This window comes from Arthrobacter ramosus, assembly GCF_039535095.1.
In the GTDB taxonomy this organism is placed as follows: domain Bacteria; phylum Actinomycetota; class Actinomycetes; order Actinomycetales; family Micrococcaceae; genus Arthrobacter; species Arthrobacter ramosus.
Genome location: NZ_BAAAWN010000001.1, coordinates 226,351 through 240,690, shown reverse-complemented (window position 1 = coordinate 240,690; position 14,340 = coordinate 226,351). Strand labels below are relative to the sequence as shown.

The 14,340-nt window shown below is 64.4% G+C and carries 12 protein-coding genes; 7 read left to right on the top strand and 5 right to left on the bottom strand.

Annotated elements, in window-relative coordinates:
• Window positions 1-474 precede the first annotated feature (474 nt).
• From ABD742_RS01180 to bcp, 7 genes are all read left to right on the top strand, one after another.
• Window positions 475-1,278, top strand: a complete 804-nt coding sequence (locus ABD742_RS01180; protein WP_234754324.1) for a hydroxypyruvate isomerase family protein — start codon at window positions 475-477, stop codon at window positions 1,276-1,278.
• A gap of 63 nt (window positions 1,279-1,341) precedes the next feature.
• Entirely contained in the window at window positions 1,342-2,280 is a 939-nt protein-coding gene (locus ABD742_RS01175; protein WP_268819641.1) for a 2-hydroxy-3-oxopropionate reductase, read from the top strand.
• Window positions 2,281-2,389: 109 nt separating this feature from the next.
• The gene (gene gcl, locus ABD742_RS01170; RefSeq protein ID WP_234754326.1) at window positions 2,390-4,168 is read left to right on the top strand and encodes a glyoxylate carboligase; all 1,779 of its coding nucleotides are present in this window, start codon (window positions 2,390-2,392) and stop codon (window positions 4,166-4,168) included.
• 22 nt (window positions 4,169-4,190) lie between these two features.
• A complete protein-coding gene (locus tag ABD742_RS01165) occupies window positions 4,191-5,414 on the top strand; it encodes a glycerate kinase (RefSeq protein WP_234754328.1) in 1,224 nt (407 codons plus the stop codon).
• Complete coding sequence (allB, locus tag ABD742_RS01160) at window positions 5,407-6,768, top strand: allantoinase AllB (RefSeq protein WP_234754330.1); 1,362 nt, start codon at window positions 5,407-5,409, stop codon at window positions 6,766-6,768. The genes ABD742_RS01165 and allB overlap by 8 nt, the downstream gene beginning before the upstream one ends.
• A gap of 10 nt (window positions 6,769-6,778) precedes the next feature.
• Window positions 6,779-7,447 carry a winged helix-turn-helix domain-containing protein gene (locus ABD742_RS01155; RefSeq protein ID WP_372460987.1) on the top strand — a complete coding sequence of 223 codons (669 nt, stop codon included), beginning with the start codon at window positions 6,779-6,781 and terminating at the stop codon, window positions 7,445-7,447.
• A 67-nt stretch (window positions 7,448-7,514) separates the two neighbouring features.
• Entirely contained in the window at window positions 7,515-7,982 is a 468-nt protein-coding gene (bcp, locus tag ABD742_RS01150; protein WP_234754332.1) for a thioredoxin-dependent thiol peroxidase, read from the top strand.
• A 193-nt stretch (window positions 7,983-8,175) separates the two neighbouring features.
• Here the strand turns inward: bcp and ABD742_RS01145 are convergent, their stop codons facing one another.
• The 5 genes from ABD742_RS01145 to ABD742_RS01125 all read right to left on the bottom strand — a co-directional run bounded on the left by ABD742_RS01145 (window position 8,176) and on the right by ABD742_RS01125 (window position 14,212).
• Window positions 8,176-9,795 (bottom strand): zinc-binding metallopeptidase family protein, encoded by a 1,620-nt coding sequence (locus ABD742_RS01145; protein WP_234754335.1) that lies wholly within the window; start codon window positions 9,793-9,795, stop codon window positions 8,176-8,178.
• A gap of 194 nt (window positions 9,796-9,989) precedes the next feature.
• Window positions 9,990-11,588: a thiamine pyrophosphate-binding protein gene (locus ABD742_RS01140; RefSeq protein WP_234754337.1), complete on the bottom strand. Its 1,599-nt coding sequence runs from the start codon at window positions 11,586-11,588 to the stop codon at window positions 9,990-9,992.
• Window positions 11,589-11,610: 22 nt separating this feature from the next.
• A complete protein-coding gene (locus ABD742_RS01135) occupies window positions 11,611-12,369 on the bottom strand; it encodes an amino acid ABC transporter ATP-binding protein (RefSeq protein ID WP_234754339.1) in 759 nt (252 codons plus the stop codon).
• Window positions 12,370-12,374: 5 nt separating this feature from the next.
• Complete coding sequence (locus tag ABD742_RS01130) at window positions 12,375-13,265, bottom strand: amino acid ABC transporter permease (protein ID WP_344786944.1); 891 nt, start codon at window positions 13,263-13,265, stop codon at window positions 12,375-12,377.
• A gap of 2 nt (window positions 13,266-13,267) precedes the next feature.
• Window positions 13,268-14,212 (bottom strand): ABC transporter substrate-binding protein, encoded by a 945-nt coding sequence (locus ABD742_RS01125; protein WP_234754342.1) that lies wholly within the window; start codon window positions 14,210-14,212, stop codon window positions 13,268-13,270.
• Window positions 14,213-14,340: the final 128 nt, after the last annotated feature.

Here is a 14,340-nt window from a genome sequence, read left to right as displayed (position 1 = left end):
AGCGATCAAGCCGCGATATTCCATGAATCCCCCAATCGATCTGTGGTTCCGATTTGAAATCGAAACTGATACTGGAAGGCTAAGGGCGAAAAAGCCGTCTCAGTGTAAAAAAGCCGAAATTCAGTGCTGGGAGACCGGAATCTCAGTGTGGAATCGGGCAATCTCCGTGTGGCCGGTGGCGCATCTCCGTGTAAATCGAGGGTGAGCACGTAGAGAGGTGACGCCATCGGACAGCGAGGCGAGAGTGGACGCAGCACCCCAGTCGCCCACCCCAGCCCACCCAAGTCCGTCACCTGGTATCCCAAACCCCCTCCCCGCGGAGACCCCCCCTTGACTCCCACCCCCTCCTTCTCTAAACTTTTCATAAAGCAGAATCTAAATTCCACAAAGCGGAAACTCAACATCGCGAACTAGCCCAAGAGACCAAGCCAAGCGGAAGATAGATCCCAAGCCCTCCCCGGAAGGACACCTACGATGACGTACACAGTGAACTGCTCCATCCTCCTGACGGAGCTGCCCCTGCTCGAGCGCCCGGCGGCCGCGAAGGCTGCCGGCTTTGACGCCGTCGAATTCTGGTGGCCCTTTGAAACCTCCGTCCCGTCGGACGCCCAGGTAACCGAGTTCGAGAACGCCATCAAGGACGCTGGCGTTCAGCTCACCGGCCTGAACTTCAACGCCGGCAACATGCCGGGCGGCGACCGCGGCCTGGTTTCCTGGCCCGCCCGCTCCTCCGAGTTCCTGGACAACATCGACGTTGTCGCAGGTATCGGCGAGCGACTCGGCTGCAAGGCCTTCAACGCCCTCTACGGCAACCGCGTGGAAGGCGAATCGGCCGAAAAGCAGGACGCCATCGGCGCCGAAAACCTGGCCAGCGCCGCAGAAGGCGTCGCACGCATCGGCGGCACCGTCCTCCTCGAACCCGTCAGCGGCGCCCCCAAGTACCCGCTCCTCAAAGCTGCTGATGCCCTCAAGGTGATCGCCCGCGTCAAGGAAGAATCCGGCGCCACGAACGTCAAGCTCCTCGCCGACTTCTACCACCTTGCAGTCAACGGGGACGACGTCGCAGCCGTCATCGAGAACCACGCCAAGGACTTCGGCCACATCCAGATCGCCGACAACCCCGGCCGCGGGGCTCCCGGAACCGGCGAGCTTCCCCTCGGCGAATGGATCGCCCGCAGCCGCGAACTCGGCTACGAAGGCTACATCGGCCTCGAGTACAAGGAACCGCAGGAAACGGCCTTCAGCTGGGCCATACGCCAGCGCGCCAGCTCCCACTAGCAAACCCCAACCGCCCAACTGAGTAGCAGTTGATGTCGTTTAGAGCCCTCAAAACGACATCAACTGCGAGCTAGTTGGGTCCAGCACACCTGGGCTAAAACAAAGACTTCAGTAAGGAAAATCATGAGCAACGTTGCAGTTATCGGACTCGGAATCATGGGCCTCCCCATGGCCATCAACTTGGTCAAGGCCGGCCACACCGTCACCGGTTTCAACCGCAGCCAGGACAAGATCGACAAGCTCGTCTCCGAAGGCGGCAAGGGCGCCACGAGCATCGCCGACGCCGTCAAGGACGCCGACGTCGTCATCACCATGGTGCCGGACTCCCCCGACGTCGAAGGTGTCGTCAGCGGCCCGGACGGTGTCTTCGCCAACGCGAAGAAGGGCACCCTCTGGATCGACGCGAGCAGCATCCGTCCGGACGTCGCCGCCCGCCTCTCGGCAGACGCCGTCGCAGCCGGCATCCGCCCCCTCGACGCCCCGGTCTCCGGCGGCGAACAGGGCGCCGTCGACGCCGTCCTGTCCATCATGGTTGGCGGCGACGCAGCCGACTTCGAAGCAGCACAGGATGTCCTCAACGCCGTCGGCAAGACCATCGTCCATGTCGGCCCCTCCGGCTCCGGCCAGACCGTCAAGGCAGCCAACCAGCTGATCGTGGCCGTCAACATCGAGGTCCTCGGCGAGGCTATCGCCTTCCTTGAGGCCTACGGCGTGGACACGGACGCAGCCCTCAAGGTCCTCGGCGGCGGCCTGGCCGGCTCCAAGGTCCTCGACCAGAAGGGCCAGAAGATGCTCGACCGCAACTTCGACCCCGGCTTCCGCCTGGCCCTCCACCACAAGGACCTCGGCATCGTCACCTCCGCAGCCCGCGAAGCCAACGTCGCAATCCCGCTCGGCGCCGTCGTCGCACAGCTCGTCGCCGCCACTGTCAACCAGGGCAACGGCGGACTCGACCACTCCGGCCTCTTCAAGCAGGTCCTCCAGCTCTCCGGTCGCAAGTAAAGCATCCCGGCGACAGGCCGGAAACAAGCAAAACCGGGCAACCGCCGTCGTGCTTCACGACGGCGGCTCCCCCACTACACCCAAAAACAGACTTTTCAAGGAGCACACCATGACGAAGATGCGCACTGTAGACGCAGCCGTCGCCATCTTGGCAAAGGAAGGCGCCATCGAGGCGTTCGGCCTGCCAGGCGCGGCAATCAACCCCTTCTATTCCGCCATGCGGGCACACGGCGGTATCCGCCACACCCTGGCCCGGCACGTTGAAGGCGCCAGCCATATGGCTGACGGCTACTCCCGTGCAGCGGACGGAAACATCGGTATCTGCATCGGCACCTCGGGCCCGGCAGGAACGGACATGATCACCGGCCTGTACGCAGCCTGGGCAGATTCCATCCCCATGCTCTGCATCACCGGCCAGGCACCCGTTGCCAAACTGCACAAGGAAGACTTCCAGGCCGTGGATATCGAGTCCATCGCCAAGCCGGTCACCAAGATGGCCATGACCATCATGGAACCGGGCCAGGTTCCCGGCGCCTTCCAGAAGGCATTCCAGCTGATGCGCTCCGGCCGTCCCGGCCCGGTGCTGCTGGACCTGCCGTTCGACGTGCAGATGGCCGAGATCGAGTTCGACATCGACGCTTACGAGCCCATCGCCGTCGAAAAGCCGAAGGCCAGCCGCAAGCAGCTGGAAAAGGCACTGGACATGCTCACCGCGGCCGAGCGCCCGCTGATCGTTGCCGGTGGCGGCATCATCAACGCCGGCGCCTCCGCGCAGCTGGTTGAGCTGGCCGAACTGCTGAACGTTCCGGTCATCCCCACCCTGATGGGCTGGGGAACCATCCCGGACGACCACGTGCTGATGGCCGGCATGGTGGGCCTGCAGACCTCGCACCGCTACGGCAACGAGACCATGCTGGCCTCGGATTTCGTGATCGGCATCGGCAACCGCTGGGCCAACCGCCACACCGGCGGCCTGGACACCTACACGGCTGGCCGCAAGTTCGTGCACATCGACATCGAGCCCACGCAGATCGGCCGCGTGTTCTCGCCGGACTTCGGCATCGCGTCCGACGCCGGTGCGGCGCTGGACGGGTTGATCGAGCTGGCCCGCGAGCGCCAGGCAGCCAAGTCCCTGCCGGACTACTCCGCATGGGTTGCCGAGTGCACCGCGCGCAAGGGTTCCCTGCAGCGCAAGACCCACTTCGAAAACGTGCCGATCAAGCCGCAGCGCGTGTACGAAGAGATGAACAAGGCCTTCGGCAAGGACACCACGTATGTGTCCACCATCGGCCTCTCGCAGATCGCCGGCGCGCAACTGCTGCACGTCTTCGGCCCGCGCAAGTGGATCAACGCCGGCCAGGCCGGCCCCCTGGGCTGGACATGTCCTGCCGCTCTGGGCGTTGTCCGCGGCAAGCCGGACGAGACCGTTGTTGCACTGTCCGGTGACTACGACTTCCAGTTCATGATCGAAGAGCTGGCCGTGGGCGCACAGTTCAGCCTGCCGTACATCCACGTGGTGGTGAACAACTCGTACCTGGGCCTGATCCGCCAGTCGCAGCGTGGCTTCAACATGGAGCAGAACGTGTCGCTGGCCTTCGAGAACATCAACTCCCCGGAAACAAACGGCTACGGCGTGGACCACATCAAGGTTGCCGAAGGCCTGGGCTGCAAGGCCATCCGCGTGGAGAACCCGTCCGACCTGCCGGCCGCCTTCGACAAGGCCAAGGCACTCATGGGCGAGTTCAAGGTTCCCGTAGTAGTTGAAGTGATCCTGGAGAAGGTCACCAACATCTCCATGGGCGTTGAAATCAACGGCGTGAACGAGTTCGAAGAACTGGCCGAGCGCGGCGAAGACGCACCCACTGCGATCATCGCCCTGCTGGACTAGTAAGTACTGAAGGAGGTACGGAATGCGTGTGGTCATAGCCCCGGACAAGTTCAAGGGATCGCTGTCAGCCCCCGAGGTCGCCAGCCGCTTGAGCACGGGACTGAGGGCAGGTTTTACCGCCAGCCGCCCGGGCGAGGGCTTTGAAACCACGCTCATTCCAGTGGCCGACGGCGGCGAAGGGACTCTCGACGCCGCCGTCGGCTCCGGCTTCACCCGCCGCAGCACCACGGTCACCGGCCCAACGGGCCAGCCGATCAAGGCCGAATTCGCCGTCCGCGGCGAGGAAGCCGTCATTGAAATGGCTGCGGTCTCCGGACTTGCGGTGCTGCCAGGCTTCGGCGACGGCAGCGCCCCGAACACCGAAACGGCCAAGAACTCCACAAGCCTCGGCACCGGCGAACTCATCCGCGCGGCCCTGGACCTCGGCTGCCGGCACATCATCCTCGGCGTCGGCGGCAGTGCCAACACCGACGGCGGCGCAGGCGTCCTGCAAGGCCTCGGCGCGGTCCTCCTCGACGCCGACGGCAACGAACTCCCCGGCGGCGGCGCAGCACTGGCCCGCCTGGACCGGATCGACTTCTCGAACCTCGACGTCCGTTTGGAGGTCACCGAGTTCGTCCTGGCGTCCGACGTCGACAATCCCCTTTTGGGCCGCACCGGCGCCGCCGCGATCTTTGGACCGCAGAAGGGCGCGACGCCGGACGACGTCGCCACGCTCGACGCCGCGTTGGCCCACTTCGTCCAGGTGCTCGCCAGCGAGATCGGCCGTGAAGCCCAGGACGCCGCACAGGCTCCGGGCGCAGGTGCGGCAGGGGGCGTCGGCTACATTGCCATCGCGGCCCTGGGCGCGGCACGCAGGCCGGGCATCGACGTCGTCCTCGAATTCACTGAACTCGAGCAGCGGCTGGCGGGCGCGGACCTGGTGATCACCGGCGAAGGCAGCCTCGACGAACAAAGCCTGCTCGGCAAAACGCCTATGGGCGTGGCGCGGGCGGCAGCACGTTCCGGGATCCCTGTGATTGCCGTGTGCGGCCGCAGTACGCTGAGCCCGAAACAAATTTCGGAGTCCGGTTTCGAGTCGGTCCACGCATTGACCGAGCTCGAAGCCAATGTAGAGAAATGTATAGCTGAAGCAGGGCCGCTGCTTGAAGAATTGGGTAAGCACATCGGCGTGCGCCTCTCTGAAAAAGCGGCACCCACCCATGACGCAGCGCGAACCGAGACCAAGGAGCAACTCCATGTCTGAAGAAACCACCACAGCACACGGCCCGTTTGACCTGGTCATCCGCGGCCAGCGCATCCTCACCACCGCCGGCATCACCGCCCGCGAAGTCGGCGTCCGCAACGGCGTGATCGTCGCGATTGAACCCCTGGGGAACGGCCTCAGCGGCGCCGAAATCATCGAGCTCGGCGACGACGAAACCCTCATTCCTGGCCTCGTGGACACCCACGTGCACGTCAATGAGCCCGGCCGCACCGAATGGGAAGGCTTCGCCTCCGCCACCCGCGCAGCAGCAGCCGGCGGCGTCACCACCATCATCGACATGCCGCTGAACTCCATCCCGCCCACCACCAACGTGGAAGGCCTCAAGCTCAAGCGCGAAGTCGCCGAGGACCAGGCGTTCGTGGACGTCGGATTCTGGGGCGGCGCCATCCCGGGCAACAAGAAGGACCTCCGCCCGCTGCACGACGAAGGCGTCTTCGGCTTCAAGTGTTTCCTCCTCCACTCCGGCGTCGACGAGTTCCCGCATCTGGACGCGGACGAGATGGAAGAGGACATGGCCGAGCTCAAGTCCTTCGACTCCCTCATGATCGTCCACGCTGAGGACTCCCACGCGATCGACCACGCGCCCCACCCCGGCGGCGCCCACTACTCCACTTTCCTTGCCTCCCGCCCGCGTGGCGCCGAGAACAAAGCCATCGCCGAGGTGATCGAACGCGCCCGCTGGACCGGCGCCCGTGCCCACATCCTGCACCTCTCGTCGTCGGACGCGCTGCCCATGATCGCTTCGGCAAAGCGCGACGGCGTCCACCTCACCGTGGAGACCTGCCCGCACTACCTGACGCTCGTGGCCGAGGAAATCCCCGACGGCGCTACCGCGTACAAGTGCTGCCCGCCCATCCGCGAAGCCTCCAACCGCGAACTGCTCTGGCAGGGCCTGCAGGACGGCACCATCGACTGCATCGTCTCGGACCACTCCCCCTCGACCCTTGACCTCAAAGACCTGGAAAACGGCGACTTCGCCGTGGCCTGGGGCGGCGTCTCGTCGTTGCAGCTGGGGCTATCGCTGATCTGGACCGAGGCGCGGCACCGGGGTATCTCCCTGGAGCAAGTGGTTTCCTGGATGTCCGAGAAGCCCGCAGCCTTGGCCCGCCTGCACAACAAGGGTCAGCTCGCTCTCGGCTACGACGCCGATTTCTCCATCTTCGCGCCGGACGACGCGTTCGTCGTCGATGTCAAGAAGCTCAAGCACAAGAACCCGATCACGCCATACGACGGCAAGGCGCTCTCCGGCGTCGTACGCAAAACGTACCTGCGCGGGAGCGAGATCGACGGCCGGACGCCCAGCGGCAAGCTGATTCGCCGCGGCGGCGTGTAAGGCCGCAGCCATGGCCGTCAACGTCCATGCCCCGTACGGGCAACTGCCCGCACGGCTCAACGCCTCGCGGCACCAGCCCGCCGCCCGGCCTTCCGCGCTTCGGCCCGGGTTGGTTCGGCCCGGGATGCAACCGCGCGGACTCGCCGTGTGGGTACAGCCCGGCGAAGGCCACGAGATCGATCCCGAGGTTTGGGCCCGGGCCGCGGAAGCGGTCCTGGCCCGGGCCCGCAAACTTGCTCCGGGGGCGGAAGTCCTCCTGTGGCCCGCCGCCGGAGCTGCAACGTCCGAGGCATCTTCTTCCGGTTCGGAAGCGTCCGACGGCGCTGCCAACCCGCCGGTCTCCCTGGCCGGCCGACGCAGCACCGTGGCAGTGGACCTCGCCGCGAACACCGTCCTCCTCGATGGTGTCCCCGTCAGCTTCACGGCGATGGAACACAGCCTCCTCCGCTACCTCGTGGAAAACCTGTCCCGCCCCATCCCACGTGAAGAATTGCAACGTTTTCTGGAGTCACTTGACTGTCCCGGCGCGGCATTTCGGTCGATCGACGTGTATGTTGGACGCGTCCGGCGCAAGCTGGGCTTAGCCCGCCATGTCATCGCCACAGTGCGTGGAGGCGGCTACCAGTTCGTGCCCGGACCAGGCTCCACAGTCCGCGGACCAGCGGAATACTGCATCTAGGCAGCCCGTTACACCTATAGATTGATCGCCGGCCACGGCGGTTGCCCGACAAGTCAAGGATCGCAACATGACCCAAAAACTCCTCGCCGGAACCCAGGCCCCCGATTTCGCGCTGCTTAACTCCGAAGGCCAGAAGGTGTCCCTGTCCGATTACCGCGGACGCAACGTCATCGTGTACTTCTACCCAGAAGCCGCCACCCCTGGCTGCACCGCCGAGGCCTGCGACTTCCGCGACAGCCTCTCGAGCCTGCAGTCCTCGGGCTACGAAGTCCTGGGCATCTCCCCCGACGCCCCGGAAAAGATCGCACGCTTCGCCGGCGACTTCTCGCTGACCTTCCCGCTCCTCTCCGACGAAGACCACGCCGTGGCCCTCGCCTACGGCGCCTGGGGCGAGAAGCTCGTGAACGGCGAAGTGGTAGACGGCTTGGTTCGCTCCACCGTTGTGCTCGACGGCGAAGGCAAGGTCAAGCTGACCCAGTACCAGGTCAAGGCCCAGGGCCACGTAGCGGCGCTGAGGGCCGAGCTCGGTCTGTGACGCCCGCTCACAAACAAGGCCGACCGGCGTAACGCCCGCTCACAAACAAGGCCGACCGGCGTAACGCCCGCTCACAAACAAGGGCAAATAGCGGAGTCCTCCAGCAGATGATCTGCTGGAGGATTCCCTCTTTTCGGGCCAGAAGTGAGCGAGCGTTTGGGATTTGGCCGTCATATGTGAGCGAGCATCCGGGTTAGTTGCCGCCGGCAGTGTTCCATGACTCTTCGGAGACGGGGATCCACCACGCGCGCGCTTTGCCTTCCCCGATGTATTCGGGCCAACGGAAATCCGTCGGCGCGCTGAAATCGGCAGGAAGCAGCGGTGCCACGGCACCGCGGCGGCGCTTCTCGGCGTCGAACTCTGCTTTTGCCTCCGCCAGCACCTCCGGAGAAGTCAGCAGATCGAGCACCATGCCGGCAATCATCTTGCTTGTCGCCGTGATGGTCGGGTCGATCGTCTCCGGGATGCCACCCATTGCGGTCATAGCCCAGCCCGGGTATGCAGTGCCCTTCTCATCCGGCGCCAACGTGGGTCGCGCCGTGTAGAAGCGGATAGTGGGCGCGTACCAGGTCATTTCCACATAGTCGTCGCTGGTCCAGTTCTGCTGGGTTGCCGGGATGTGGCGGCGCAGCTCTGCTTCGGCGTCCTGCGGGGTGATGAGCTCGGCCGTTGCCGGATGAAACGGATTTTCCATGGTTTCCACTCCACACGAGGCCTGGATTTCGCGTCCGATCTCACGGGCCCGCTCATCCAAAACCGGCGCGCCCACGGCCGCGATGTTCTCCCACGCCACTTGGGCAACCGTATGGTTGGCGATGCCCGGCCGGTTGCGAGCCACCCAGCGGGAACTAACGCTGCAATGCGACGCAGCCGCGGCGAGTTCCGCGTTGCGATCAAGCACCGCCAGCACGGAGTCGGCCTCGGCGAGGCTCGGGCAGCGCCAGGAATACTGGATCTGGGCCAACCCCGCAGGTTGGTTGTCCGCCGTCGCCTGCCCAGCGGTGAGGATCGCCTCCGACAGCGACCAACCGCCTGCCTGCGGAAGCATCGAATCCTGAGTGGTTTTGGTCAGCGAGAACATCGTGAACAGTGCGGCGTCCGCTCCAGGAGCCCGGGCTGCGGAGTGCGACGACGGGATGGGACTGTCGCCGTAGGTGTTGTTCCAGCCCTCCGGACTGTCGCACGTGAAGGTGTAGATCTTGCTGTAGTAGGACCCGCAGTGGGTGTCCCAACGGACGGTGTTACACAGCGGCATCATATAGAACGGGTGGTACGAGATGATGGCATCCAGGTTGTCGTAATAGCCGCGCAGGCCATGGACCACCTTGGATCCCTGGACCTTCTCGGCCGGCTCGCCCGTGTAGACCAAGGTGCCCGGGATGTTGTGCCGCTGCATCGTGTCTTTTGCAGCGAGGAACCCCGCGAGCGTCGAGATACCCAGAGCCGAGTGCGGATCCGTATGGCCCGGGGCAAAGCGCGACATGCCGGTTCGGGGCTCCCGCTTAGTGGACGCTGCCTGGCAATTGCCGGGGATGGCATCGTATTCGGCATAGCCCAGGATCCGCGCGCCGGGACCGGCGGGACTTGTCCATTCGGCGGCGAACGCGGTGGGCATGCCCCCGCTGCCTTCCTCCACGGTGAAGCCATGTTCGCGCAACGTCTTCACGTACCAGGCGCAGGACTCGTACTCCCGCCATGCCGGCTCGGCCAGCTCCCAAATATTCGTGTGCCAGGCGGAAAGCTGCTCTTTCTGCTTCTCCACCCACTCCCATGCCGTGGCCTTCAACTCGGCGTTCTTGACCGTCCCGCTCATCGTGCTCCTTCCTAAAGTCACGCAGATCCAAAAACTGTTCCGCCGCCCCGCGCTCGCCCCAGTGACCCTCGCTCACGTATAGGGGCTTTCCGCCGGACCCTCGCTCACTTGCTTAAAGAAAGTGAGCGAGCGTCCGCGTAAAAGGCGTCATAAGTGAGCGAGCGTCCGCGGGGAGGGCGGGGCGTCGGGTGCGGCTACTCGATGCTCACGTGGATGAGGCTCGGACCCTTGACGGCGAGCGCCTTGGTCACAACCCCGGCGAGCTCGTCGAGGGATTCCACGTTGAACGCCGTCAGACCGAAGCCCTCGGCCAGCCGCACCCAGTCCGGCTGCGTCAAGTTCACGCCGACGGGGGCCAGGTCGCGGTCTTCCATGTTCTGCCGGATTTCGCCGTAGCCCCCGTTATTGATGCAGATAATGGGCAGGTCCACGCCCTGTTCCACGGCAGTAATGAATTCCTGGACAGCAAACATGAGCGCGCCGTCGCCGATCAGCCCCACCACCGGACGATCGGGGTCGGCCACCTTCGCGCCAATCGCGGCCGGCAGTCCATAACCCAACGTGGCGTACGCGGGCGTGTACAAGAGCTGATGCGGCTTCTGCATCGGGAAGAAGGACGTGGTTCCGAAATAGGTGATCTGCGAGGAATCGCCCGCAATAACGGTGTCGGCCGGCAGCGCGGCTGCAAGGATCTCGTTGATTTGGGCCAGCACGGGCGCAATGGAGCGGGCTTCCGCCTGCAGTTCGGCACGCAGCGGAGCCAGTTCCGCCACCACAACAGGAAAGTGTCCCGCGACCGCCGCGAGCAGTTGGGGCACCACGGCGGACGTGTTGCCCAGGAGCTCAACATCCGGCGCGAGGTTGCACTGAAGTTGGGACGGATCGATGTCAATGCGGATGCAACTCCCCTGCGGCACGATCTTGCCGCCCCACAGCTCCGATTCGCCCACCTTGGAGCCGATCACCAGCAGCGCGTCCGAAGCGTTGCACAGGTCCTGGGCCGCTGCGAGCCGGATTTCCGAACCAAGCGATAACGCATGGGCTTCCGGGATAGCGCCCTTGCCATTGATGGTGGTCACCACGGGGGCTTGCAAGAGCTCTGCAAGTTCGAGCAGCGCGCCGCCGGTTCCGAGCGATCCGCCCCCGGCCAGGATCACCGGGTTGGAAGCGCGGCGGAGGATGTCGGCGGCGGTGGCGACGGCGTCGTCGGCTGCTGCTTTCGGCGCACCCAAGGGGCGGGCCTCCAGAGCGGAAGGGTCGACGTCGGACGCGCCCTCAAGCACGTCCAGCGGGATCTCGAGGTGGACCGGACGCGGCCGTCCATGCGCAAAGAAGGCGAAGGCCTCGTGAATCAGCTCCACGGCCTCGCTGCCACTGGCTACCCGGGTGCTGCGACCGATCAGAGCCCGGACCGCGCCGGTGGGGTCCTTGGTTTCGTGCAGCAGCCCGATGTCCGAAAACTCGCTGCCGCGCGGCGCGCCCGGGGACAGGATGATCATGGGCCGGGACTCGCAATAGGCGGTGGCCGCGGCGGACATCGCGTTGAGCAGCCCGGGTCCGGAGGTGGTGATCACGACGCCGGGAAGCCCCTTGAGCTGGCTCCAACCGTCGGAACCGTACCCGGCTCCTTGTTCGTGACGGGTGGTGACTGGGCGAATGCCGAGCGGCTCAAGGTGCCGGTAGAACTCGAGGTTGTGGGTACCGGGGATCCCGAAGATCGCGTCGATCCCGTAGTTCCGCAGCGTGGTCATGACGGCGAGGCCGACGTTGTTGGTGGGGATGGAACTGGTCAAGGTTGAGTCCTTAAATCGTGGCCTAGAGAACTTTGGAGAGGAACGCCTTTGTTCGCTCGTGCTGGGGGCGGGAGATGATTTCGGTGGGATCGCCAGCTTCGACAATGACGCCGCCGTCCATGAACGCCACAACGTCCGCCACTTCGCGGGCAAAGCCCATCTCGTGGGTCACGACGATCATGGTCATGCCGTCGCGCGCCAGGGCTTTCATGACGTCAAGGACTTCGCCTACGAGTTCGGGATCGAGTGCGGAGGTTGGCTCGTCGAAGAGCATGAGGTCGGGCTTCATGGACAACGCCCGGGCAATGGCGACGCGCTGCTGCTGGCCCCCGGAGAGTTGGGCCGGATAGTGGCCCGTGCGGTCGGCGAGGCCCACCTTGGCCAGGAGCTCGCGGGCTTCGGCCTCGGCTTGGGCCTTGGGAACTTTGAGGAGTTTGACCGGGCCCATCATGACGTTTTCGAGGGCTGTCATGTGGCCGAAGAGGTTGAAGGACTGGAACACCATGCCCATCCTGGAGCGGCGCTTGTTGATGTCCTTCTGGTGTGCCTCGATGAGCCTGTCGCCGTGGACCTCATAGGCGATCATGCGGCCACCCACCAGGATGGTTCCGGAGCTGGTGGTTTCGAGGTGGTTGACGCAGCGGAGCAGCGTGGACTTACCCGATCCGGAGGGGCCGATCAAGCACGCCACTTGTCCGGATTCGACCGTGAAGTTGATGCCTTTGAGGACCTCCATGCCGGAGAAATCCTTGTGCACGTTGAGAAACTGGACTTCAGACATTGCCGCTACGCCTTTCGTGCCTGGATGGTGTTGCCGCGGGAGTACCGCTTCTCAATGCGGGCCTGGACGAGCGAGAGGATGGTGGTGAGCAGGATGTACCAGAGGCTCGCCACGATCAGCAGGGGGATCTGCTGGAGGTTGCGCGCGTAGATCTGTTGGGCGTTGTACAGCAAGTCCCCGACGCCGATCACGATCACCAGCGAGGTGGTCTTGAGCATCGAGATGGTTTCGTTGCCGACCGGCGGAAGGATGATCTTCATGGCCTGCGGGATGACCACGTGGCGCAGGGTTTCCATCCGGCTGAATCCCATGGCGTGGGAGGCCTCGGACTGTCCAGCGGGAACACCCATCAGGCCGGCACGCACGATTTCAGCCATGTAGGCGCCTTCGTTCAAGCCCAGGCCCAGGATGCCGGCCACGAACAGCGGCAGGACGTCGTTGGTGTTCCATTCCACCAACATGGGACCGCCCGGGATCCCGATGCCGATGGTCGGAAACAGCACCGCGGCGAAACCCCAGAAAAGCATCTGCACCATGAGCGGCGTGCCCCGGAAGAACCAGATGTAGGCGCCGGCCACGCCGCGTAGGAGCGCGTTGTCAGACATCCTCATGACCGCGATCACCAGGCCGATCACGAGTCCCAGGACCATGGCAATGGCCGTGAGTTCGATCGTGGTCAGGAGGCCGTTGAGGATGCGGACATCGAACAGGTACTTCGCCACGGTGGGCCAGCCGAAGCCGGGGTTGGTGGCGATGACGTAGGCGCCCATCAGCGCGAAGAGCCCCACCACCACCATGGCGATCAGTTGCCCGGGCCGTTTGCGCTTGAGCACGGGCCGCGACGCCAAATCCGCGAAGTCATGCCGTGCCTCGGCGGTCATTGGCAGCTCGGACACGGTCATGACCCCACCGTCGGGTTGACCTCGGACTTGGTGATGACGCCGGACTTGAGGTTCCAGGCTTCCATGATCTTGGCGTAGGTGCCGTCGTCCATGAGCGACTGGACCGCCGCCTGGAATGCCTTGGACAGGCCGCCGTCGTCCTTCGGGCTCACCACGCCGGACAGGGACGGTTCCACGAGGATGGAGTCCACGGAGGTGAACGCGTCCGGCTGGAGCTGTGCGTAGTACCCGGTCAGCGCGTTGTCCGCCACGAGTGCCTGGGCGCGGCCCGATGCCACGGCTTGGTTGACGTTGTCTTGCTGGGGCAGCAGAAGGGAAGCAGGCTTGTCCTTGCCGGCGTCGGAACACTTCTTGTCAAAGGACGGGAGCACGCTGAGGGCCTGAGTTGTCCCGGTCTGGGCGGCAACGGTCTTGCCGCAGAGATCGAGCTCGGACTTGATGCCCAGCGGATTGCCCTTTTTGACCATGACGGACGTTCCTCCGCGCATGTAACTGACCATGTTGACCTTGTCCTTGCGCTCGTCCGTGATGGAGAAAGCTGCCCAGGAGGCGTCGTAGCGCCGGGCTTCGATCCCGGCCAGGATGCCGTTGAAGTCGGCTTTCTCGATGTTGATGGTGACGCCCATCTTCTTCGCGACAGCCAAAGCCATGTCCGGTTCAAGTCCAACGATCTTGCCCTGGTCATCGGTGAAGTCGATCGGGGCGTAGGTGGGGTCAGTGACGAGGGTCAACGAGCCCTTGCTCTTGATGGCGGCCGGAAGGAGCGCCTGAACCTTGAAATCGGCTTGCACGGCCTGAGCGAGTTCCTGGCCGCTTTGGCTGCTCTGACCGCTGGCCGATGGGTTGCCGGATGCAGTGGCGGCCACACCTTCAGTGTTGGAGCAAGCTGTCGTCAACGCGAGGAAACTGATGGCTGCCGCTGCCACGAGCGGGCTTTTCATGCCTTTTCGCATCATTTGTGGATCTCCGGTTCGATTCGGGTTGAAATAACAATATGTCCAACTTATTGTGAGATGAGTAACAACGCGTGTCAAGGGACCATGGCAACATCGTGGAGAGATGACTACGG